This is a genomic window from Herbaspirillum camelliae, from assembly GCF_001929405.1.
GTDB lineage: Bacteria > Pseudomonadota > Gammaproteobacteria > Burkholderiales > Burkholderiaceae_D > Herbaspirillum > Herbaspirillum seropedicae.
Genome location: NZ_KV880769.1, coordinates 665,468 through 687,807, shown reverse-complemented (window position 1 = coordinate 687,807; position 22,340 = coordinate 665,468). Strand labels below are relative to the sequence as shown.

Below are 22,340 nucleotides of genomic sequence, written 5' to 3'. Positions count from 1 at the left end.
ACGTTTTGAACGATCCGTTAAGAAGACAAGAACTGATGAAACTGCATATCAAGAACGGCCGCCTGATCGACCCGGCCAACGGCATCGACGCCCAGCAGGATGTGTATGTGGCCGCCGGCAAGATCGTAGGCGTGGGCCAGGCCCCGGCCGATTTCGTGGCCAACAAGACCATCGACGCCACCGGCCTGATCGTGGCCCCCGGCCTGGTGGACCTGTCGGCCCGCCTGCGCGAGCCCGGCTACGAATACAAGGCCACGCTGGAGTCCGAGATGCAGGCCGCCATCCAGGGTGGCGTGACCAGCCTGGTCTGCCCGCCTGACACCGATCCGGTACTGGATGAGCCTGGCCTGGTGGAAATGCTCAAGCACCGCGCCCGTTCGCTGAACCAGGCGCACGTCTACCCGCTGGGCGCGCTGACCGCCGGCCTGAAGGGCAAGGCCTTGACCGAGATGGCCGAGCTGACCGACGCAGGTTGCATCGGCTTCTCGCAGGCCGAAGAGCCGATTACCGACACCACCGTGCTGCTGTCGGCGCTGCAATACGCCAAGACCTTCAACTACACCGTCTGGCTGCGTCCGCAGGACCCGCACCTGGGCCGCACCGGCATCGCCCACAGCGGCCCGGCCGCTTCGCGCCTGGGTTTGTCGGGGGTGCCGGTGATGTCGGAGACCATTGCGCTCTATACCCTGTTCGAACTGATGCGCGCCACTGGCGCCCGTGTCCACCTCTGCCGCATGTCTTCGGCCGCCGGGCTGGAGCTGGTGCGCCAGGCCAAGAGCGAAGGCCTGCCGGTAACCTGCGATGTGGGCGTGCACCACATCCACTTGTGCGATCTGGACATCGGCTTCTTCGATTCCAATGCCCGCATGACCCCGCCGTTGCGCTCCCAGCGTGACCGCGAAGCGATCCGCACGGCGCTGCTGGATGGCACCATCGATGCGGTCTGCTCCGATCACACTCCGGTCGATGACGACGAGAAGCTGTTGCCCTTCGGCGAAGCCTCGCCGGGCGCGACCGGCCTGGAGCTGCTGCTGTCGCTGTCGCTGAAGTGGGCGCTGGAGACCGAAGGAGAGGGCAAGGAGGTGCTGTCCAAGGCCATCTCCAAGGTCACCCACCGCGCCGCCAAGGTGGCGGGCCTGAAGGCCGGCAACCTGGCCGTGGGCAGCGTGGCCGACCTCTGCCTGTTCGATCCCAACGCCATGTGGAAGGTGCAGGGTGCGGCGCTGGCCAGCCAGGGCAAGCACACCCCGTTCCTGGGCTACGAGCTGCCGGGCGTGGTCAAGGCCACCATCGTGTCGGGGCATATCGCCTTCGAGCGGTGATTGCTGCAGCTTGACTCTTGCTTGATCGATAGTTTCCTTTAGGCAACTCCGATCTTGTTTTCTACTTAAGCCGTTTTTCCGTCGACGACGACCTGATCACGACCCGATTACGCCATGTTCGTTTTCCGTTTGCTGCGCCTGATCGCGCATCTCTTCAAGGGCATGGCGGTCTGTGCCTTCCTGTTCCCATTCACGTCCCAGAAGGGCCGCGAGGCGCATATCCGGCGCTGGTCGCGCAAGCTGCTGCGCATCTGCGGCATCGACGTGCGCATCGACAGTCCGCTGCCGATCCAGCGTTCGCTGCTGGTGTCCAATCATGTGAGCTGGCTGGATATCTTCGTGGTCAATTCATTGCAGCCCTGCCGCTTCGTGGCCAAGTCCGAGATCCGCAACTGGCCCCTGATCGGCTGGCTGTGCGCCAAGACCGGCACCATCTTCATTTCGCGCGGCAAGGCCAGCGATGTGCGCCGCATCTTCAAGGGCCTGGTGGAAAGCATCGAGAAGGACGAACACGTCGCCTTCTTCCCGGAGGGCACCACGGCTGCGCAAGGCACGCTGCTGCCGTTCCACGCCAATCTGTTCGAGGCTGCCATCGATGCCAAGGCGCCGGTGCAACCCTATGCGCTGCGCTATGTGGACGCCAATGGGCAGTTGCATGCAGCGGCTGACTTCATCGGCGAGATGTCCATCGCCGAGAGCATCCTTACCATCCTCAAGGCGCGCGGCATGACGGCAGAATTGAAGCAATTGCCGCTCATCAGCACCGAAGGCGCACATCGGCGCGACCTCGCGCGCAGCACGCGTGAGGTCATTGCCACCGGACTGGGCTATTCGCTGGCCTCGCTCAGCCCGGCCGGCGCGCCTGCGGACACTGCACCTGGAACAGCGCCCGATCCTCAAGTCGCACCGCACTGAGCTGGCCGCCCCAGACGCAACCGGTATCGAGGGCGATCAGCTTGGGGCGCATCACCAATCCCAGCGTGGACCAGTGACCAAAGACCACGGTCACCTCCTCGGTCCGCCGGCCCGGCACATCGAACCAGGGCATCAAGCCTGCCGGCGCCGCTGCCGCGCCTTCCTTCACTGCAAAATCCATCGTCCCGTCGGCCTGGCAGAAGCGCAGGCGGGTGAAGGCATTGATGATGCAGCGCAGGCGATCGTAGCCGGCCAGGTCGTCGCTCCAGCGGTCGGGTTGGTTGCCATACATATGGCGGAGGAAGGCGATCCACTGGTCGCTGCGCAGCATGCTTTCCACCTCACCGGCCAGCGCCAGCGCCTGTTGCAGGTCCCATTGCGGCAGTACCCCGGCATGCACGATCAGGTGGCCCTGTTCATGGATGGCAAGGGGACGATGGCGCAGCCAGTGGATCAGTTCTTCGCGGTCGGGAGCCTGGAGGATCTCGGCCAGGGTGTCGTCACGGTGGGCGGGGCGGATGCCGCAGGCCACCGCCAGCAGGTGCAGGTCGTGGTTGCCCAGCACCGCCTGCGCGCGCTGGCCCATCTGCATGATGGTGCGCAGGGTCTGCAGGGATTGCGGGCCGCGGTTGATGAGGTCGCCGGCGAAGATGAGCTGCGCGTCTGCGCTCAGCGGCAGCTGGCGCTGCAGATCCAGGAACGGGGTGAGGCAACCCTGGAGGTCGCCGATGACGTAATGATGAGTCTCTTGCATGAGGCTGGACAATTCTGGCTGGGAGCGTTTGCGCTGGGCGCGGGCGCCGATGTTCAAATGTTAAGATGTGGCCCGTTCAATGCATCTGAATGTTGCCGGAATGAAATGCGGCGGGGCTGAATGCTGCAATGCGCAACCATTTTGCGTCAAGCGGATCACAAGCGGGTAGCGTCAGGCAGACGCCTTCCGGTTCTCCTATCAATGAAGGAATCATACTGTGACATCACTTTCGCCATCCATCTTCAAGGCTTACGACATCCGCGGCATCATCGGCAAGACGCTCGATGGCACGGTAGCGTACCGCATCGGCCAAGCCTTTGGCGCCGCCGCCCTGGCCAAGGGCCAGAAGAAGGTCGTGATCGGTCGCGATGGTCGTCTCTCGGGGCCTGAGCTGGCTGCCGAGCTGGCTCGCGGGCTGCAGGCAGTGGGCGTGGATGTGATCGACCTGGGCATGGTGGCCACTCCCATGGTCTATTTCGGCACCCATGTGCTGGACACCCAGTCGGGCATCATGGTCACCGGCAGCCACAATCCGCCGGACTATAACGGTTTCAAGATGGTACTGGCCGGCGAGGCCATCCACGGTGAGACCATCCAGGCGCTCTACCACGCCATCGTCAAGGGCGACTTCCCGCAGGGCGCGGGCGGCTACGCCACTCATGACATCAAGGCCGCCTATATCGAGCGCATGCTCTCCGATGTCAAGCTGGCGCGCCCGCTGAAGATCGCCGTGGATTGCGGCAATGGCGTGGCCGGCGCATTTGCCGGCGAGATCTACCGGGCGCTGGGCTGCGAGGTGACCGAGCTGTTCTGCGAAGTCGATGGCACCTTCCCCAATCATCATCCCGATCCGGCCCATCCGGAAAACCTGCAAGACCTGATCCGCTGCCTGCGCGAGACCGACTGCGAACTCGGCCTGGCCTTCGACGGTGACGGCGACCGCCTGGGCCTGGTGACCAAGGATGGCCAGATCATCTATCCGGACCGCCAGCTCATGCTCTTCGCCGAAGACGTGCTGACCCGCCATCCGGGCAAGGAAATCCTCTACGACGTCAAATGCACCCGCCATCTGGCGCCCTGGATCACCGCGCGCGGCGGCCGCCCGCTGATGTGGAAGACCGGGCATTCGCTGGTCAAGGCCAAGCTGCGCGAGACCGGCGCCCCCCTAGGCGGCGAGATGAGCGGCCATATCTTCTTCAAGGACCGTTGGTTCGGTTTCGATGATGGTCTCTATGCCGGCGTACGCATGCTCGAGCTGATGGCGCGCCAGGCCGATCCGTCGGCGGTGCTCAATGCCTTGCCCCAGTCGGTGAGCACGCCCGAATTGCAGCTCAAGCTGCAGGAAGGCGAGAACGTGGCGCTCATCGGCAAGCTGCAAGGCGAAGCCAGTTTCGACGGTGCCCAGGAGATCATCGCCATCGACGGCCTGCGCGTGGAATATCCGGACGGTTTCGGCCTGGCGCGCTCGTCCAACACCACGCCGGTGCTGGTGCTGCGCTTCGAGGCGGAAACCCCCGAGGCGCTGGCGCGCATTCAGGCGCAGTTCCGCAAAGCCATCCTGGCGGTGCGTCCGGACGTGGCATTGCCGTTCTGATGGGGTAAGATGCTGGCCCACAGATAACGCCAGAGTGGGTCAGCCTTGAAAATCCTTATCGTCCGCGTCTCCTCGCTAGGCGACGTCGTCCATAACATGCCGATGGTCGCGGACATTCATCGTCATTTCCCTGATGCACAGATCGACTGGGTGGTCGAGGAGGCCTATACCGGCCTGGTCGGCCTGAACCCCCATGTGCGCAATATCATCCCCATCGCCCTGCGGCGCTGGCGCAAGAGCCTGTGGTCGGCCGCCACCCGCGCCGAGATCGGCGCGTTCCGCCGGCAACTGCGTGCCGAGCGCTATGACCTGGTGTTCGATACCCAGGGTTTGCTCAAGACCAGCGTCGTCATGCGCATGGCGCGCCTGTCGGACAATGGTCGCCGCATCGGCCTGGCCAATGCCACCGAGGGTTCGGGCTATGAACCGCTCTCGCGCATCTTCCATGACCAGAGCATTGCCGTGGACCGGCGCACCCATGCGGTGACCCGCGCGCGTCTGGTGGCCGCTGGCGCACTGGGCTACCAGTTGGACCCGCGGCCCGACTTCGCCTTGCAGGCGGCGCCGCAGCAGCGCTGGCCATGGATGCCCGAGCAAGACTACGTGGTGTTCTTCCACGGTACGGCGCGCGCGGCCAAGCAGTGGCCGCAGGCGCAGTGGATCAGGCTGGGCCAGGCGCTGGCCGCGCGCGGCTTGCCCATCTTGCTGCCGTGGGGCAGCCAGCGCGAGCAGCAGGCCGCCCAGCAACTGGCCCAGGCCATTGCCGGTGCGACCGTGTTGCCGGCCTTGCCCCTGATGCAGGCTGTCGCGCTGGTGCAGCAGGCCAGGCTGGTGGTGGGCCTGGATACGGGGCTCACGCATATCGCCGCAGCCTGCGGCAAGCCCACCATCGAGCTGTATTGCGATTCCCCGCGCTGGAAGACCGAGGGCAACTGGTCGCCCTCCATCATCAACCTGGGCGATCTGGGCAGCCCGCCCAGGGAAGACGAAGTGCTGCAAGCCGCCCTGCAACTGCTGGCATGAGCGCCGCGTTGGCCGATCATCCGATGCGTTGAAGCAGATCAAACCGCATCAGCAAACTTGTCGGAAGCGCCGCCAGAGCGCCTGGGGCGGGCCTGTCGCGGTTTTTTTGCGGTGCTGCGCCAATATACGGGGCTGGCGCTTGCGGGCATAATACCGGCCATGGAATCACAAATTATCGAGATCGGCCTGACCGAATGGCAGGCTGACAATCCCCATCAGGAGTGGATCACCGCGCTGGAAGCCGGCAAGGTGCTGTATTTCCCGCATCTTGGCTTCCAGTTGCTGGAGTCCGAGCGCGCGCTGCTGGATCCGGCTGTGCGCGACCCCAAGGTCCGCAACATCAGCCTGGACGCCCGCGGCCACATCAAGGGCGCCGCCGGCGACGCCGAGCAGCAGTTGGCGCTGGCCGCCATGGTCGGACGTTTCCGCGAACAGGCGCTTGGGCTGGTGCATTCCCTGCTGCCCAAATACAGCGACGCGCTGCGGGTGGCGCCCACCAGCTACCGCCCGATGCAGGTCGAGACCCGCGCTCAGTCCTGGCGTGCCGATGACCGCCGCATGCATGTGGATGCCTTTCCCTCCCGTCCCAACTATGGCGAGCGCATCCTGCGCGTGTTCACCAATATCAATCCCGACGGTGTGCCGCGGGTCTGGCGCGTCGGCGAGCCGTTCGAAACCGTGGCCCGGCGCTTCCTGCCGCGCGCCAAGCCCTATGTGCGCTGGCAGGCCAGTGCGCTGAAGGCCTTGCATGTCACCAAGTCCTTGCGCAGCGAGTACGACCACCTGATGCTGCAACTGCATGACGGCATGAAGGGCGACATGCAGTACCAGCAGGACGCCCAGCAGGTCAGCATGCCCTTTGCCGCCGGCTCGGTCTGGATCTGTTTCTCGGACCAGGCTTCCCACGCGGTGATGTCCGGCCAGTACATGATGGAGCAGACCCTGCACCTGGCTCCGGAGCGGCAGTACGATCCGCAATCCAGTCCGCTGGCCATCCTGACGCGCCTGGTCGGCCATCCGTTGGTCTGATGCGCTGGCTGTATAGTGCATTGTGGTGGTTTGCCATGCCGCTGGTGCTGCTGCGCCTGTGGCGGCGCGGTCGCCAGGAGCCCGGGTATCGGGCCCATGTGGCCGAACGGCTGGGGTTCTATCCGCGCCTGCCTGATCCGCAGGCGCGTTTCATCTGGGTGCATGCCGTGTCCGTGGGCGAGACCCGTGCCGCTGAGCCGCTGGTGGACGCCCTTCTTTCCCGCTACCCGGACTGCAAGATCCTGCTGACCTGCATGACTGCCACAGGTCGTGCGACCGGCGCGCAGGTGTTCGGCAAGTATGGCGCGCGGGTGGTGCAAAGCTTCCTTCCGTATGACACGGGATGGATGTGCGGTCGTTTTCTGCGCCATTTCAGGCCGATGGCTTGCATTCTGATGGAAACCGAGGTGTGGCCGAACCTGATCCGGCAGTGCCGGCGTCATGATGTGCCGGTGATGCTGGCCAATGCCAGGTTGTCGGAGCGTTCATTGCGGCGCGGCCAGCGGTTTGCCTCCCTGTTGCGACCGGCTGCCGAGGCCATCGACGTCGTCGGTGCGCAATCGGATGGGGATGCCCAGCGTTTGCGGGCCTTTGGCGCTCGTCACGTGGAAGTGACTGGCAGTCTCAAGTTCGATGTGCAGCCGCCCATGCAAGTGGTTGAGCGGGGCCGGCAATGGAAGCGCGCGCTAGGCGAGCGCAAGGTCTTGCTGTGCGCCAGTACCCGTGAGGGCGAAGAAGTCCTGATCCTCGATGCCTTGGCCAAGCTGGGGCAGGCGGATTGGCTCACGGTCATCGTGCCGCGTCATCCGCAGCGCTTCGACGAGGTCGCCGCCTTGATCCGCGCCCGTGGGCTGAGGCTGCGCCGCCGTTCCGAACTGGCGCAGGGCTTTGCCGTAGAAGATGTGGACGTGGTGCTGGGCGATTCGATGGGAGAGATGTTCGCCTACTATGCCCTCTCCGACGTCAGCTTCATCGGCGGCAGCCTGTTGCCCTTGGGCGGACAGAACCTGATCGAGGCTTTGGCCTTGGGCAAGCCGGTGCTGATTGGCGAGCACACCTTCAATTTCCTGCGGATTACCGAGGAGGCCGTGGCCGATGGGGCGGCGGTGCGGGTGGGGGATGCGGTGGAGTTGCTGCGGCAGTGGTCCATCCTCATCGCAGAACCCGACCGTATTGATGAGATGGCACAGGTTGCGCTGTCATTTGCCCAGCGCCACCAGGGAGCGACCGATCGGAGCCTGGTGCTGCTGGCCCCTCTGCTGGAGCACGCTCATGCGCGCCGATAGGCTTCTACGGTCTTCCTGAAGGCGGCATCTACCGTAATAGGCGGCGACCAGCCCAGCAATTCGCGGTTCTTGCTGATGTCGACCTGTAATGAGCCACAGAGTCTTTGCGCGATTCCTTTCTTGCCCATCAGGAGCGCCGCCAGTGTCAGCCATGATGCAGGTACCGGCAGCAGGGTGGGTGATTTGTCCAGGGCCTGGCCCAGCCGCTGGAGCATTGCGGTGGTGGACAGGTCTTCCCCATCCGATGCCAGGAATATCTGGCCTGCTGCGGCCGGGTGAGCGAGACAGACGGTAATCAAATCCACCAGGTTGTCCAACGCCACCAGGCTACGCCGGTTGTGGGTGATGCCGCCCAAGGGCAGCGGTATTCCCTTGTCCAGCCAGCGCATCATGCTCAGGAAGTTAGCTTTCACGCCCGGGCCATAGACCAGCACCGGCCGTATTATCACCACTTGCATCTTTCCCGTGCGGCCCAATTCAAGCAATGCCTGTTCAGCCTCCATCTTGGAAATGCCATAGGGGTCGGTCGGAGCAGGCCTCTCATCGGGGGTAAAGGGCTGCCCAGGACGGGTTTGTTCGCCATTGACCTTGATGGAACTGATGAAAATGAAACGTTGCACCCCAGCCTGTTGCGCCTGACGCGCCAGGGAAAGGCTGCCCTCGAGATTGACGCGCCGGAATTCGGCCAGTGGATCGCTGGCCGTTTCGTTCATCACATGTACCCGGGCAGCGCAATGGACTACCGCCTCTATATTGTGCAAGGCTGCTGACCAGTCTGTTTCAGGATCCAGGCCTGAAATGACGGTGCGTTCGATACGCTCCTTATCCATGACTGTTTGGGAGGACGGGCGAAATGCGCCTCGCAGAACGTGTTGTCCTTCCGAGGCCAGGCGGCTGAGCAAAGCTCGGCCTACGAAACCCGAGGCGCCTGTGACAAGAATATGCATGGATAGGAAACGGCTGAAATGAAGAGGGGCAAATCTTATCATCACGCCCTGATCGGGCTGCTCAGCCGCGGCTGAGCGGGGCGTGTGATTATTCGGCAGGGTGAGCGGAAGATCGTTTTTAATTATTTACGATTATTTTTCAAAAAGGGCTTGCGCGGCTGCAGGTGGATTGCTATAGTTCGCCCCCTGCTGACGCGACACACGAAGCGAAGTTGAAAAACAAAGCGACAGATGTCGGCGAAGCAATGAGTAGTGGGGCAGTTTGTAGGGCGTTTTAAATGGAAGTAGTCGAAGCGGTAAGTTCAGCGAAGACGAAAAAATTTAAAACGAATCGCAAAAAAGTAGTTGACGCGATAAACAAGCTGCTACATAATCTCGTTTCTCTGCTGCTGACGAACAAAACGATTCGCAGCGATGCAAACAGCGCCAAGCGCGTTTGCGACAGACAAGATCTTTAAAAATTAACAGCCGATAAGCGTGGGCGTTTAATGAAGTGCGACAGAACTTCGGTTCTGGAAACTTTAAACATTAAATGCTCACAAGAAATATAGGTAAGATCGCAAGAAATTACCTGTCAGTATTTTGAGAGAGCGATGCCCTTCGGGGTAGCCAGAAATGGCACAAAACAGAGATTAAACTAAAGAGTTTGATCCTGGCTCAGATTGAACGCTGGCGGCATGCCTTACACATGCAAGTCGAACGGCAGCATAGGAGCTTGCTCCTGATGGCGAGTGGCGAACGGGTGAGTAATATATCGGAACGTGCCCTAGAGTGGGGGATAACTAGTCGAAAGACTAGCTAATACCGCATACGATCTACGGATGAAAGTGGGGGATCGCAAGACCTCATGCTCCTGGAGCGGCCGATATCTGATTAGCTAGTTGGTGGGGTAAAAGCCTACCAAGGCAACGATCAGTAGCTGGTCTGAGAGGACGACCAGCCACACTGGGACTGAGACACGGCCCAGACTCCTACGGGAGGCAGCAGTGGGGAATTTTGGACAATGGGGGCAACCCTGATCCAGCAATGCCGCGTGAGTGAAGAAGGCCTTCGGGTTGTAAAGCTCTTTTGTCAGGGAAGAAACGGTAGTAGCTAATATCTATTACTAATGACGGTACCTGAAGAATAAGCACCGGCTAACTACGTGCCAGCAGCCGCGGTAATACGTAGGGTGCAAGCGTTAATCGGAATTACTGGGCGTAAAGCGTGCGCAGGCGGTTGTGTAAGTCAGATGTGAAATCCCCGGGCTCAACCTGGGAATTGCATTTGAGACTGCACGGCTAGAGTGTGTCAGAGGGGGGTAGAATTCCACGTGTAGCAGTGAAATGCGTAGATATGTGGAGGAATACCGATGGCGAAGGCAGCCCCCTGGGATAACACTGACGCTCATGCACGAAAGCGTGGGGAGCAAACAGGATTAGATACCCTGGTAGTCCACGCCCTAAACGATGTCTACTAGTTGTCGGGTCTTAATTGACTTGGTAACGCAGCTAACGCGTGAAGTAGACCGCCTGGGGAGTACGGTCGCAAGATTAAAACTCAAAGGAATTGACGGGGACCCGCACAAGCGGTGGATGATGTGGATTAATTCGATGCAACGCGAAAAACCTTACCTACCCTTGACATGGATGGAATCCCGAAGAGATTTGGGAGTGCTCGAAAGAGAACCATCACACAGGTGCTGCATGGCTGTCGTCAGCTCGTGTCGTGAGATGTTGGGTTAAGTCCCGCAACGAGCGCAACCCTTGTCATTAGTTGCTACGAAAGGGCACTCTAATGAGACTGCCGGTGACAAACCGGAGGAAGGTGGGGATGACGTCAAGTCCTCATGGCCCTTATGGGTAGGGCTTCACACGTCATACAATGGTACATACAGAGGGCCGCCAACCCGCGAGGGGGAGCTAATCCCAGAAAGTGTATCGTAGTCCGGATTGGAGTCTGCAACTCGACTCCATGAAGTTGGAATCGCTAGTAATCGCGGATCAGCATGTCGCGGTGAATACGTTCCCGGGTCTTGTACACACCGCCCGTCACACCATGGGAGCGGGTTTTACCAGAAGTGGGTAGCCTAACCGCAAGGAGGGCGCTCACCACGGTAGGATTCGTGACTGGGGTGAAGTCGTAACAAGGTAGCCGTATCGGAAGGTGCGGCTGGATCACCTCCTTTCTAGAGTGCGCACGAAGTTAAGCGTCCACACTTATCGGCTGTAATTCAAAGAACAGTTATTTGGTGAAGCGCGGTCCGTGACACAACGTCATCGACTGGCTACTGATACTGATCCAAGCGGGTCTGTAGCTCAGCTGGTTAGAGCACCGTGTTGATAACGCGGGGGTCGTTGGTTCGAGCCCAACCAGACCCACCAAGGTTTCGGGGGTTTAGCTCAGCTGGGAGAGCACCTGCTTTGCAAGCAGGGGGTCGTCGGTTCGATCCCGTCAACCTCCACCAAGAAATATCAAACCTAAGTCAGCGTCGCCAACGCAAGACGTAGTGATTTAGGTTTGATCTTTTACGATCAATGGCTGTTTTTGTTCTTTAACAATCTGGAAGAAGTAAAGATTCATTTAAACGATCGCCAGGACTTCGGTTCTTGCGAAAGTAAAAATGGGTGTGATTGTATCAATCAAAGTATTACGAAGTGATCTTAGCAATTAGAAGACTTACTTTGGAATACGGCAAACGCTAAAACTCAACGCTTCTTTATAACGCTCTTGCAAAAGAGGCTAACGTTATAGGAACAAGCGAATAAGTGCACATGGTGGATGCCTTGGCGATTACAGGCGATGAAGGACGTAGTAGCTTGCGATAAGCTGCGGGGAGCTGGCAAACGAGCTTTGATCCGCAGATTTCCGAATGGGGAAACCCGGCCGTAAGGTCATCGTTATCTGAATACATAGGGTAACGAAGCGAACGTGGCGAACTGAAACATCTAAGTAGCTACAGGAAAAGAAATCAACCGAGATTCCCAAAGTAGTGGCGAGCGAAATGGGATCAGCCTGCAAGATTTAGCATCAACGATAGCAAAACGGAATGGAAAGTCCGGCCATAGAGGGTGATAGCCCCGTATGCGAAATCGATGGTGTGGAACTAGGCTTGCGACAAGTAGGGCGGGACACGTGAAATCCTGTCTGAACATGGGGGGACCATCCTCCAAGGCTAAATACTCGTAATCGACCGATAGTGAACCAGTACCGTGAGGGAAAGGCGAAAAGAACCCCGGAAGGGGAGTGAAATAGATCCTGAAACCGTGTGCATACAAACAGTAGGAGCCCTGTAAGGGGTGACTGCGTACCTTTTGTATAATGGGTCAGCGACTTACATTCAGTGGCAAGCTTAACCGAATAGGGAAGGCGTAGAGAAATCGAGTCCGAATAGGGCGTTCAGTCGCTGGGTGTAGACCCGAAACCAAGTGATCTATCCATGGCCAGGTTGAAGGTGCGGTAACACGCACTGGAGGACCGAACCCACTAATGTTGAAAAATTAGGGGATGAGCTGTGGATAGGGGTGAAAGGCTAAACAAACTTGGAAATAGCTGGTTCTCTCCGAAAACTATTTAGGTAGTGCCTCAAGTATCACCATCGGGGGTAGAGCACTGTTATGGCTAGGGGGTCATCGCGACTTACCAAACCATTGCAAACTCCGAATACCGATGAGTGCGAGCTTGGGAGACAGACGCCGGGTGCTAACGTCCGACGTCAAGAGGGAAACAACCCAGACCGCCAGCTAAGGTCCCAAAGATTGGCTAAGTGGAAAACGAAGTGGGAAGGCTAAAACAGTCAGGAGGTTGGCTTAGAAGCAGCCATCCTTTAAAGAAAGCGTAATAGCTCACTGATCGAGTCGTCCTGCGCGGAAGATGTAACGGGGCTAAGCCAGTCACCGAAGCTGCGGATATCCGTAAGGATATGGTAGGAGAGCGTTCTGTAAGCCTGTGAAGGTGTCTTGTAAAGGATGCTGGAGGTATCAGAAGTGCGAATGCTGACATGAGTAGCGATAATGCGGGTGAAAAGCCCGCACGCCGTAAGCCCAAGGTTTCCTGTTCAACGTTCATCGGAGCAGGGTGAGTCGGCCCCTAAGGCGAGGCAGAGATGCGTAGCTGATGGGAAGCAGGTTAATATTCCTGCACCGTCGTTAGATGCGATGGGGGGACGGATCGCGGAAGGTTGTCCGACTGTTGGAATAGTCGGTTTTTGCATCGAAGAAGGCTGTTAGGCAAATCCGGCAGCGTAATTCAAGGGTGTGAGACGAGCGAACTTGTTCGCGAAGCAATCGGAAGTGGTTCCAAGAAAAGCCTCTAAGCTTCAGTCTAACGAGACCGTACCGCAAACCGACACAGGTGGGCGAGATGAGTATTCTAAGGCGCTTGAGAGAACTCGGGAGAAGGAACTCGGCAAATTGGTACCGTAACTTCGGGATAAGGTACGCCCAAGTAGTTTGACTGGCCTGCGCCAGAAGGACAAAAGGGTTGCAATAAAATGGTGGCTGCGACTGTTTAATAAAAACACAGCACTCTGCAAACACGAAAGTGGACGTATAGGGTGTGACGCCTGCCCGGTGCTGGAAGATTAAATGATGGGGTGCAAGCTCTTGATTGAAGTCCCAGTAAACGGCGGCCGTAACTATAACGGTCCTAAGGTAGCGAAATTCCTTGTCGGGTAAGTTCCGACCTGCACGAATGGCGTAACGATGGCCACACTGTCTCCTCCCGAGACTCAGCGAAGTTGAAATGTTTGTGATGATGCAATCTACCCGCGGCTAGACGGAAAGACCCCATGAACCTTTACTGTAGCTTTGCATTGGACTTTGAACCAATCTGTGTAGGATAGGTGGGAGGCTTTGAAGCAGGGACGCTAGTCTCTGTGGAGCCAACCTTGAAATACCACCCTGGTTTGTTTGAGGTTCTAACCTTGGTCCGTTATCCGGATCGGGGACAGTGCATGGTAGGCAGTTTGACTGGGGCGGTCTCCTCCCAAAGTGTAACGGAGGAGTTCGAAGGTACGCTAGGTACGGTCGGACATCGTGCTAATAGTGCAATGGCATAAGCGTGCTTAACTGCGAGACTGACAAGTCGAGCAGGTACGAAAGTAGGACATAGTGATCCGGTGGTTCTGTATGGAAGGGCCATCGCTCAACGGATAAAAGGTACTCTGGGGATAACAGGCTGATTCCTCCCAAGAGTTCATATCGACGGGGGAGTTTGGCACCTCGATGTCGGCTCATCACATCCTGGGGCTGTAGCCGGTCCCAAGGGTATGGCTGTTCGCCATTTAAAGTGGTACGTGAGCTGGGTTTAAAACGTCGTGAGACAGTTTGGTCCCTATCTGCCGTGGGCGTTGGAAGTTTGAAGGGGGCTGCTCCTAGTACGAGAGGACCGGAGTGGACGAACCTCTGGTGTATCGGTTGTCACGCCAGTGGCATTGCCGAGTAGCTAAGTTCGGAAGAGATAACCGCTGAAAGCATCTAAGCGGGAAACTCGCCTTGAGATGAGACTTCCCGGGAACTAGATTCCCCTAAAGGGTCGTTCGAGACCAGGACGTTGATAGGTCAGGTGTGGAAGCGCAGTAATGCGTTAAGCTAACTGATACTAATTGCCCGTGCGGCTTGTTCCTATAACATTAGCTCTGTTATAGACAAGTTGAGCATATATTGTGTTTGCCCTAGTGCATCACACCCCAAGAATCTATTAAATACTTCTTCCAGTTTGGGTTAGTTGCTGCTCGATCGAGAGCAACTGACTTTACAAGTTATGCCTGATGACTATAGCAAGTTGGTACCACCCCTTCCCATCCCGAACAGGACCGTGAAACGACTTCGCGCCGATGATAGTGCTGCAACCAGTGTGAAAGTAGGTCATCGTCAGGCTTGTTACTCCCAAGAACCCTCGTTACGAAAGTAGCGAGGGTTTTTGCTTTGGGCGATCCGGTTCTAGATCCTCCTGCTTCGAGGCCTTGCCATCGGCTTCAATATCCTCGCTCCACTCTTCTATCCTCTGTCAGCAGGACAACCAAGAACTCCAGATAGCAGCTTGTCGCTATTGAATGACGATGCAAATGTGCGGTGGCCAATATTTATTTGGTTTTATGCACAACGTCCATCGAGACAGGACCGATTGCGTTACTTCCGTTATTCCCAAATCTGTTAGGGCTCGGCAGCCAAAGTTGCTGGAAAGCCGCTATAGCGCACAATCGCAGTGAACAGAGATTTAGTCTTATGCGCAGCTGCTTCAGCTCTCGGGTGCCGCAGTTAATTTATGCACAGGCAAAAACTCCAACTTTCTGGTTCAACCATCACCACATTTGCTGTAACCATCAATGCTCCAGCCAACAAAAATGCCGTTCAGTTTTCACTGAACGGCATCTCAAGGCAGATAATCCGCCCTTCTTTCTATACGGCCCGGTATGACTTACTGCTTGGCCGCCACACTCACCGTGTTTTCATTCAAGCCGCCTCCTAATGCCTTGTACAGATCAATGGCATTGTTCAACCGCAGCTGCCGCGCCTGGATCAAGGCTTGTTGCGCCGAGAACAGGTCGCGCTGCGCATCCAGCTGATCCAGCGACGAGGCTATCCCATTCTTGAAGCGCAGGTCAGTCAACTTGAGACGCTCCTGCTGAGCAGCTACGAAAGCTTCCTGCGCCTTGACCTGCTCATCCAGGCTGCCACGCGCCACCAGGGCATCCGCAACTTCGCGGAATGCAGTCTGGATGGCCTTTTCGTAGCTCACGATGGCCTTGTTCTTGCGCACTTCCGTCAAGTCCAGATTGGCGCTGTTACGGCCGAAATCGAAAATCGGCAAGGACAGCGAAGGACCAAAGCTCCACGCGCCAGAACCGCTTTCGAACAACCCGCCCAGCGTGCTGCTGGCGCTGCCGAAGCTGCCGGTCAGCGAGATACGCGGGAAGAATGCCGCGCGCGCCGCGCCGATATTGGCGTTGGCAGCCAGCAGGCTCTGCTCGGCCGAGCGGATGTCAGGACGATTGGTCAGCAGGTCCGAAGGCAGGCCGGCGGGAATGTCGGTCACGATCTTTTCATCCGACAGCAACTGCGCCGGCGGTAACTCGCCGATCTTCTTACCGACCAGAAGCGTCAGGGCATTCTCTGCCTGGGCGCGCTGGCGCTCCAGCTGGGTCTTGGCGACCCGGGCCGATTCCACCAAGGTTTGCGTCAGGCGGAAATCCAGCGCGGTGCTGGCGCCCACATCCAGGCGCTTCTGCGCCAGTTCGAGATTGGACTGGCGCGACTTGAGGGTCTCATCGGCCAGCTTCAACTGCTCGGCATAGGAACGTTCGGCCAGATAGGCCTGCGCCACCTGCGCCACCAGGCTGATCTGCGCGGACTTCTGCGCTTCTTCGGTGGAGAGGTAGCTGGCCAGCGCCGCGTCCTTCAGGTTGCGCACGCGGCCGAAAAAGTCCAGCTCGTAGGCAGGCACCGCCAGGCCGACCTGGTAGCTGTTGCTGATGGTCGGCTGTCCCGTCAGGGACTGGCTGGCGGCGGTGCGGGTACGCGCCGCATTGCCCGACAGGTTCAGGTTGGGCAGCAGATCGGCGCGTGCGATCTGGTATTGTGCGCGCGCCTCCTCGATATTGAGCACGGCGGTGCGCAGGTCACGGTTGTTTTCCAGCGCCGTAGCGATGAGCTGCTGCAAACGCTGGTCCGGGAAGAACTGACGCCAGCCCAGGTTGACAGCCTGCAGTTCGGCACGGCCAGCGGCGTCGGCCGGGTAGGACGATTCCACCGGCGCTTGCGGACGCTCATAGGTGGGAGCCAGCGAGCAGCCCCCCAGTACGCCGGCCACCACCAGCGCTGCGCACATGTGCAGCAGGCGAGGCGAGCGCGGCATCGACAGATTAGCCATTGTTATTCTCCACTATTGATCTTGGGCGAGTGCTCGGCGTCGAACTTGCGCTGACGCTCGCTGCCCTTGAATATCTTGCGCACGACCACGAAGAAGATCGGCACCAGGAACACCGCCAGCACCGTCGCCGTGATCATGCCGCCCATCACACCGGTACCAATGGCGCGCTGGCTGGCCGAACCGGCGCCAGAGGCGATGGCCAAGGGCAGCACGCCCAGGATGAAGGCCAGCGAGGTCATGATGATCGGGCGGAAACGCAGGTGCACCGCTTCCAGCGTGGCCTCGATCAAGCCCTTGCCTTGCGCTTGCAGATCCTTGGCGAACTCGATGATCAGAATCGCGTTCTTGGCCGACAGACCCACCACCGCAATCATGCCCACCTTGAAGTACACGTCATTGGGCATGGCGCGCAGCGTCACGCCCAGCAGTGCGCCGAGAATACCCAGCGGCACCACCAGCATCACCGCCAGCGGAATGGAGGTGCTTTCATACAGCGCAGCCAGCACCAGGAACACCGCGATCAGCGACAGGGCATACAGGGCCGGAGCCTGGTTGCCGGAGGTCTTTTCTTCCAGCGACTGGCCAGTCCATTCGAAACCGAAGCCCGGCGGCAGCTTGGCCACGAAGGATTCCATCTCGGCCATGGCTTCACCGGTACTGCGGCCAGGGGCTGCGCCGCCGGCAATCTTCATGGCCGGGTAGCCGTTGTAGCGGATCAATTGCACGGGGCCGTTGATCCACTTGGCGGTCACGAAGGCCGAGAAGGGCACCATGGTGCCGCTGGAATTGCGGGCGTACAGGTTGGTCAGGTCTTCCGGCTGCAGGCGGCGCTTGGCGTCAGCCTGCACGATCACGCGCTGTTGGCGTCCGACATTGGGGAAGTCGTTCACATAGGACGAGCCCAGCGCCGTGGAGAGCACGCTGTTGATCGTCGAGAACGGCACGCCCAGCGCATTGGCCTTGTCGCGGTCGATGTCCAGTTGCAGCTGCGGGGCATCTTCCAGACCTTCCGGGCGCACGCCTGCCAGCACCTTGCTCTGCGCAGCCATGCCCAAGATCTGGTTACGTGCCTGCACCAGGGCGGTGTGCCCCAGGCCAGCGCGATCCTGCAGACGGAAGGTGAAACCGGTCGCATTACCCAGTTCCGGAATCGGCGGCGGGTTCAGCGGGAACACGATCGCATCCTTGATCTGCGAGAAGGCGCCAAAAGCCTTGCCCGCAATGGCGTCAGCGGACTGCGACTTGTCGCGCTGCGACCAGTCCTTCAGCGGCGTAAACACCAGCGCAGCGTTCTGACCGTTACCCGAGAACGAGTAGCCCAGCACGGCAATGGCATGCTCCACCGCCGGGTCCTTCAGGTAGTACTCTTCGATCTGCTTGACCACGGCCGTCGTGCGGGAAGTGCTGGCGCCAGGCGGCAGCTGCACGTTGGTGATGATGTAGCCCTGGTCTTCGTTGGGCAGGAAGGAGGCCGGCAGACGCACATACAGCAGGCCCACGCAGGCCACGATCAGTACATACACGATCATGTAGCGGCCAGCCTTGTTGAGCATGCCGCCGATAATGCCCTGGTAGCCACTGGCAGTGCTGTTGAACTTGCGGTTGAACCAGCCAAAGAAACCCTTCTTCTCGTGGTGGTGCCCCTTTTCCACAGGCTTGAGGATGGTCGCGCACAGCGCCGGCGTGAGGGTGAAGGCCATCAGCACCGAGAACACCATGGAGGCCACCATCGACAGCGAGAACTGGCGATAGATCGCGCCCACGGCACCGCCGAAGAAGGCCATCGGGATGAACACCGCGATCAGCACCAGGGTAATACCGATCAGCGCGCCGCTGATCTGTCCCATGGCCTTGCGGGTGGCGTCAGCCGGCGAGAGACCTTCCTCGCTCATGATCCGTTCGACGTTTTCCACCACCACGATCGCATCGTCCACCAGGATACCGATGGCCAGCACCATACCGAACATGGTCAGCACGTTGATCGAGAAGCCGAACAACAGCAGCGTGGCAAAGGTACCCAGCAGCGCCACCGGCACCACGATGGTAGGAATGATGGTGTAGCGGATGTTCTGCAGGAACAGGAACATCACCAAGAACACCAGCACGATCGCCTCGATCAGGGTCTTGACGACTTCCTCGATGGAGATCTTGACGAACTTGGAGGTGTCGTACGGGATGGTGTACTTCACACCGGTCGGGAAGTACTTGGCCAGCTCTTCCATCTTCTTGTGCACGGCCGTAGCGGTACCCAGCGCATTGGCGGTAGGGGAGAGCTGCACACCGATGAAGGAGGAGGGCTTGCCATCGAGACGGCCGGAGGTGTCATAGCTCTGGCCGCCCACTTCGACCCGGGCGACATCGCGCAGGCGCACCGTGGCGCCATTGGCGTTGGCGCGCAGGATGATATTGCCGAACTGCTCAGGCGAGGTCAGCTGGCCGTTCACCACCACGGTGGCGGCGATCTGCTGCGTTCCCGGGCTGGGCAGTGCACCCAGCGTACCACCGGCCACCAGGGCGTTCTGCGCCTGGATGGCGGCAGTCACGTCGGCAGGGGTGAGGTTGAGCCCGATCAGCTTGTTCGGATCGATCCAGATGCGCATGGCGCGCTCGGTACCGAACAGCTGCGCCTGGCCCACGCCTGGCACACGCTTGATTTCGTTGAGGACGTTACGCGAGAGATAGTCACCCAGCGCCACCGGATCAAGCTTGCCATCGGTCGAGGACAGGCCGATGAAGAGCAGGAAGTTGGAACGCGACTTGGTCACCTGCACACCCTGTTGCGTCACCGCCGCCGGCAGGCGTGCTTCGACGCGCTTCAGGCGGTTCTGCACATCCACCGCCGCCAGGTCCGGATTGGTTTCCGGCGAGAAGGTGATGGTGATCTGCACCTGGCCGTTGGCCTGGCTTTGCGACTCGATGTATTGCAGGCCATCGGCGCCGTTCATTTCCTGTTCGATCAGGCTGGTCACCGAATCGTCCAGGGTCTGCGCGGTCGCACCCGGATAAGTGGCCGTGACCACGATGGTCGGCGGCGCAATGTTGGGGTACTGGGACACCGGCAGGCCGGTGATGGCCAGCGCGCCGGCCAACATGATGAAGATCGCTAGCACCCACGCAAATACGGGGCGATCAATAAAGAACTTTCCCATCTGGCAGCCTCTTAGTTAGCTTTCGGTTGGGCGCTCGCCTCTTGCTTGGCCGGTTGGCCAGACGCTTGTGCGGGAGCGCCCGCGGGATTCCATTGCACCGGCTTGACGGTGGCGCCCGGACGCACCTTCTGCAGGCCTTCCACGATCACGCGGTCGCCTTCCTTCAAGCCATCGAGGACCTGCCAGTTGTTGCCACGCGCGCCGCCGGTCTTGACCGGACGCGGTTCGACCTTGTTCTCGGCATTGACCACCATCACCGTCGAACCGCCGGCATCGCGCACCACTGCCTGTTGCGGCACCAGCAGCGCTTGCTCATCGACGGCCTGTTCGATCTTGGCGCGCACATAGGTGCCCGGCAGCAGCAGGCGCTTGGGGTTGGGGAACTCGGCGCGCAGCGACACCGAACCGGTGTTTTCATCCACGCTGATGTCCGAGAACAGCAGCTTGCCCGGCAACGGATAAGCCTGGCCATTTTCCAGCTCCAGGGTCACGCTGGCCTTGTTCTCGCCCACGCTCTTGAGCTGGCCGGCCGCCATGGCCTGCTGCAGCTTGAGCAGGTCGGCGCTGGACTGGGTCACGTTCACATAGACCGGATCGAGCTGCTGCACCAGTGCCAACTGGGTCGCATCCCCCTGGCCCACCAGCGCACCCTCGGTCACCAACGCGCGGCCGATGCGGCCCGAGATGGGCGAAGTCACGGTGGCGTAACCCAGGTTCAGGCTGGCAGTCTGCACCGCAGCCTTGCCTGAGGCGACGTCGGCCTCGGCCTGCTTCTGCGCGGCCACGGCGTTGTCATATTCCTGCTTGGAGACCGCGTTGACTTCCACCAGCGGCTTGTAGCGCTGGGCGGTCAGGCTGGTCTGGGTCAGGTTGGCCTGGGCGCGCGCCAGCGTGGCTTGTGCGCTTTCCAGGCTGGCCTTGTACTGGGCCGGATCGATCTTGAACAGCACCTGGCCTTCCTTGACCTCGCTGCCTTCCTTGAAGACGCGCTTCTGGACGATGCCCGCCACGCGCGCACGTACCTGCGCCACGCGGAAGGCTTCTACCCGGCCCGGCAGTTCATTGGTGATGGCCACGCGTTGCGGGGCAATGGTCACCACCGAAACCTCGGACGGCGGCATCGGACCACCCTGGGCGGCGGGTTTCTGTCCGCAGGCGACCAGAGCGGCGGCGATTGCGACGGTCATGGTGAGGCGCGTGAAACGACTGACTGAGCTCATAGATATCTCGCACGAAAGTAAAGTTGAAGCCGCCAGCAGCGGCGATGAAACGAATTCGGATACACCGGTCACGACGATGCAGCATCGTCGATATCGATCGCCACGGGGCTCGCCCGATGGCAGTGAACTGCGTTGCTGCGATGCAAAAAGCCACCGCCCGCTTCCCGGCAAGGGCGCTGAAAATTTTTGCAGGTGGGGTACGGCAGGATCTTGAAGCGGATGCTATTATACATACATCCATGAATGTATGTATTTCTACGGAACATCATCGTAATTTAGCAAACTTGGCTGAAACCGCGTAGCGAAATATGAGTGATTCCTTGCATTTTCGTCCGAAAGCCGCGAAAACGCCTTTTCACCGCCAGGAAAACCGAGCTCTTCCATGTTGGATCAATTTCATACCGGCCGCAGGGCAAGACGAATGAGCACCTCAGATATTGTGACTTCGCCAGTCTTTCATTGGCCCGAGGGTGGAGTAGAGCGCTCGACCGCTGCGTCGCCGCCCGAGGGCGCCGCCAATGTGCGCGCGCAGCATGCGTATGCATCGGGCGATTCGGCGCATAGCGCTGTCTCCTGCTTCGCATCGCCGGTCTCAGGCGAGGAGTGCTGAGATGGCCCGTTCCACCAAGGAAGAAGCGCTCGAGACCCGCTCCCGCATCCTGGATGCTGCCGAGCAGGTGTTCCACGAGCGTGGCGTCTCCCAGACCTCACTGGCCGACGTGGCCAAAGCCGCCGAGGTCACCCGCGGGGCGATCTACTGGCATTTCAAGAACAAGAGCGACCTGTTTGACGCCATGTGCGAACGGGTGCGGCTGCCGATGGAAGCGGTGCTGGAAGAGAACGCCAGTCCCCAGGTGGAGGACCCGCTGGGGCAGTTCCTGCGCAGCGGCGTCTACGTGCTGACCATGGCCGCCACCGATGAGCGCTGCCGGCGGGTGTTCGACATCATTTTCAACAAATGCGAATTCGCTGATGCCCACGATCCCATCCTGATTCGCCAGCGCGAATGCCATGTGGATGGCATGCTGCGGCTGGAGCAGATCCTGGGTAATGCCGTAGCGCGCGGCCAGTTGCCGGCCACGCTGGATATTCGCCTGGCCTGCCTGATGGCGCACGCCACCTTCAGTGGATTGTTGACGGATTGGTTCTTTTCACCGGACAGTTTCGACCTGGTCAGCGAAGGGGAGCGGGTGCTGGCAGCGTCCATGCACGCGCTGAAGACCGCGCCGTCGCTGCAACGTCGCTGAGTC

The 22,340-nt window shown here is 59.7% G+C and carries 13 protein-coding genes, 2 tRNA genes and 3 rRNA genes; 13 read left to right on the top strand and 5 right to left on the bottom strand.

Annotation, left to right across the window (positions count from 1 at the left end):
* Positions 1-35 precede the first annotated feature (35 nt).
* Together BGK68_RS03130 and BGK68_RS03125 are read left to right on the top strand one after the other, a co-directional pair.
* On the top strand, positions 36-1,322 hold the full coding sequence (locus BGK68_RS03130) for a dihydroorotase (protein ID WP_075255888.1): 1,287 nt from the start codon (positions 36-38) through the stop codon (positions 1,320-1,322).
* A gap of 114 nt (positions 1,323-1,436) precedes the next feature.
* The gene (locus BGK68_RS03125; RefSeq protein WP_075255887.1) at positions 1,437-2,237 is read left to right on the top strand and encodes a lysophospholipid acyltransferase family protein; all 801 of its coding nucleotides are present in this window, start codon (positions 1,437-1,439) and stop codon (positions 2,235-2,237) included.
* Here BGK68_RS03125 and BGK68_RS03120 read toward each other — a convergent pair.
* Positions 2,167-2,991, bottom strand: a complete 825-nt coding sequence (locus tag BGK68_RS03120; protein ID WP_075259659.1) for a symmetrical bis(5'-nucleosyl)-tetraphosphatase — start codon at positions 2,989-2,991, stop codon at positions 2,167-2,169. The genes BGK68_RS03125 and BGK68_RS03120 overlap by 71 nt on opposite strands.
* A gap of 217 nt (positions 2,992-3,208) precedes the next feature.
* On the opposite strand from BGK68_RS03120, the gene BGK68_RS03115 reads away from it, so the two are divergent.
* The 4 genes from BGK68_RS03115 to waaA all read left to right on the top strand — a co-directional run bounded on the left by BGK68_RS03115 (position 3,209) and on the right by waaA (position 7,923).
* Complete coding sequence (locus tag BGK68_RS03115; protein WP_075255886.1) at positions 3,209-4,585, top strand: phosphomannomutase/phosphoglucomutase; 1,377 nt, start codon at positions 3,209-3,211, stop codon at positions 4,583-4,585.
* 45 nt (positions 4,586-4,630) lie between these two features.
* Positions 4,631-5,608: a lipopolysaccharide heptosyltransferase I gene (gene waaC, locus BGK68_RS03110; protein ID WP_075255885.1), complete on the top strand. Its 978-nt coding sequence runs from the start codon at positions 4,631-4,633 to the stop codon at positions 5,606-5,608.
* Positions 5,609-5,767: 159 nt separating this feature from the next.
* Positions 5,768-6,637 (top strand): Kdo hydroxylase family protein, encoded by an 870-nt coding sequence (locus tag BGK68_RS03105; protein WP_075255884.1) that lies wholly within the window; start codon positions 5,768-5,770, stop codon positions 6,635-6,637.
* Positions 6,637-7,923, top strand: a complete 1,287-nt coding sequence (gene waaA / locus BGK68_RS03100; protein ID WP_075255883.1) for a lipid IV(A) 3-deoxy-D-manno-octulosonic acid transferase — start codon at positions 6,637-6,639, stop codon at positions 7,921-7,923. Before BGK68_RS03105 ends, waaA begins: the two co-directional genes overlap by 1 nt.
* Here waaA and BGK68_RS03095 read toward each other — a convergent pair.
* Positions 7,908-8,870 (bottom strand): UDP-glucose 4-epimerase family protein, encoded by a 963-nt coding sequence (locus BGK68_RS03095; protein ID WP_075259658.1) that lies wholly within the window; start codon positions 8,868-8,870, stop codon positions 7,908-7,910. The genes waaA and BGK68_RS03095 overlap by 16 nt on opposite strands.
* A gap of 278 nt (positions 8,871-9,148) precedes the next feature.
* Between BGK68_RS03095 and BGK68_RS27295 the strand changes: the two genes are divergently transcribed.
* The 6 genes from BGK68_RS27295 (at position 9,149) to rrf (ending at position 14,728) form a co-directional block, all read left to right on the top strand.
* On the top strand, positions 9,149-9,328 hold the full coding sequence (locus BGK68_RS27295) for a hypothetical protein (RefSeq protein ID WP_143432923.1): 180 nt from the start codon (positions 9,149-9,151) through the stop codon (positions 9,326-9,328).
* A gap of 176 nt (positions 9,329-9,504) precedes the next feature.
* A 16S ribosomal RNA gene (locus BGK68_RS03090) occupies positions 9,505-11,037 on the top strand.
* Positions 11,038-11,156: 119 nt separating this feature from the next.
* Positions 11,157-11,233 (top strand) — tRNA-Ile (locus tag BGK68_RS03085).
* Between the two features lie 7 nt (positions 11,234-11,240).
* A tRNA-Ala gene (locus tag BGK68_RS03080) sits at positions 11,241-11,316 on the top strand.
* Between the two features lie 287 nt (positions 11,317-11,603).
* Positions 11,604-14,475: ribosomal RNA gene (locus BGK68_RS03075) — 23S ribosomal RNA — on the top strand.
* Between the two features lie 140 nt (positions 14,476-14,615).
* Positions 14,616-14,728 (top strand): 5S ribosomal RNA (rrf, locus tag BGK68_RS03070).
* Together the 16S, 23S and 5S rRNA genes with 2 tRNA genes alongside form the textbook arrangement of a ribosomal RNA operon.
* A 541-nt stretch (positions 14,729-15,269) precedes the next feature.
* Here the strand turns inward: rrf and BGK68_RS03065 are convergent.
* From BGK68_RS03065 to BGK68_RS03055, 3 genes are read right to left on the bottom strand one after another with little or no spacing between them, the layout of a single operon-like run.
* On the bottom strand, positions 15,270-16,721 hold the full coding sequence (locus BGK68_RS03065) for an efflux transporter outer membrane subunit (protein WP_075255882.1): 1,452 nt from the start codon (positions 16,719-16,721) through the stop codon (positions 15,270-15,272).
* A 2-nt stretch (positions 16,722-16,723) separates the two neighbouring features.
* On the bottom strand, positions 16,724-19,870 hold the full coding sequence (locus tag BGK68_RS03060; RefSeq protein ID WP_075255881.1) for an efflux RND transporter permease subunit: 3,147 nt from the start codon (positions 19,868-19,870) through the stop codon (positions 16,724-16,726).
* A gap of 11 nt (positions 19,871-19,881) precedes the next feature.
* Positions 19,882-21,090 carry an efflux RND transporter periplasmic adaptor subunit gene (locus BGK68_RS03055; protein WP_075255880.1) on the bottom strand — a complete coding sequence of 403 codons (1,209 nt, stop codon included), beginning with the start codon at positions 21,088-21,090 and terminating at the stop codon, positions 19,882-19,884.
* A gap of 611 nt (positions 21,091-21,701) precedes the next feature.
* On the opposite strand from BGK68_RS03055, the gene BGK68_RS03050 reads away from it, so the two are divergent.
* Positions 21,702-22,337, top strand: coding sequence for a TetR family transcriptional regulator (locus BGK68_RS03050; protein ID WP_075255879.1), 636 nt, complete (start codon positions 21,702-21,704; stop codon positions 22,335-22,337).
* The last annotated feature ends 3 nt before the right edge of the window (positions 22,338-22,340 follow it).